Consider the following 1048-nt stretch of genomic DNA (forward strand, 5'->3'; position numbering starts at 1 on the left):
GACCGAGGACAAAGACCGGCAGTTCTCCGAGCGCTTCTACGGTCGCTTCGAGCGCCTCATTCCGCTCGGCTACGAGGTCGAGGAAGACAAGGTCAACGCCGCCTTCAAGAACGGGGTGCTGACCGTGACCTTGCCCAAGACCGAGCGGGCGCAGGCGAAGGCCAAGCGGATCGCAATCAACGGCAAGAACTGACGCACGGCAGTATGAGCAGCGGCCGTAACGGCCGCTGCTCGTACCACCCTTCATGATAGGAGGGACAGACAATGGAGACAGTTCAAAGCAGCGACATCAGAAGCCCAACCAGGACCTCCGGCCGGCCGGACAATGACAATCGGCCTCGTGTCGACGAGCCGGCTTTGTCAATGGGGCGGTCAGTGTTTCCGGACGGCGTGACGGCACGGATCTACCAGCCATGCCGCTCGGCCACGACCTCGGCAAAGCCCCGTAAGGACTGGCGATTGATCTTCGAACCTCGCACAGCCCCGTTCATCGAGCCGCTGATGGGCTATACGGGCGGCCGGGACACCCTGACCCAGGTTCGACCGGATTTTCCGACGCTGGAGGCGGCGATCCGTTATGCGGAGCGCCAAGGCCTCAGCTACGTGGTGCAGGTTCCATCTTCTGGCTCTCAGGCCAAGGTCAGCAACAGGCAAGCATCGGAGGAGAGGCACGCCTTTTCCGACGTGGTTTGGCAACGGCTACTATTGGCATGGCTTCAGGCAAGCCACAACTATGGCGCTGGTGCAGAGGCAGCGCACATACAGACGGCGCTTTCCGAGCCCGAGACATTCTACGCCTCTCCGATGCAGGTGGTGGATGACCCGGTACTCGCACCCGAAGAGAAATGTGCCGTGCTCAAGAACTGGGCCTGGAACGAGTACCTGATCGACCTGGCCACCGCTGAAGGCATGCCGGAAAATGCACGTCCGACGCGATTGGACGAGGTTGAGCTCGCTCTGCTGGCCTTGGAAGGCAGTACCCAGAGATTCCAGACTCGGCTCAGCCCGGTACGATCCCGGATAGCCGCATGATGGAGGCAAGAATGGA

Annotated in this window: 2 protein-coding genes; both read left to right on the plus strand. The window is 61.4% G+C overall.

What is annotated here, in order from left to right; all coding sequences use genetic code 11:
• On the plus strand, nucleotides 1-193 hold a 193-nt coding region (locus tag EN925_RS37135), incomplete at its 5' end, for an Hsp20/alpha crystallin family protein (RefSeq protein WP_164894723.1).
• A gap of 170 nt (nucleotides 194-363) precedes the next feature.
• Nucleotides 364-1032: an NADH dehydrogenase ubiquinone Fe-S protein 4 gene (locus EN925_RS37140; protein ID WP_245459338.1), complete on the plus strand. Its 669-nt coding sequence runs from the start codon at nucleotides 364-366 to the stop codon at nucleotides 1030-1032.
• The last annotated feature ends 16 nt before the right edge of the window (nucleotides 1033-1048 follow it).

Origin of the sequence: Mesorhizobium sp. M7A.F.Ca.US.006.04.2.1, from assembly GCF_004022915.1 — a bacterium.
Classification (GTDB): Bacteria; Pseudomonadota; Alphaproteobacteria; order Rhizobiales; family Rhizobiaceae; genus Mesorhizobium; species Mesorhizobium ciceri.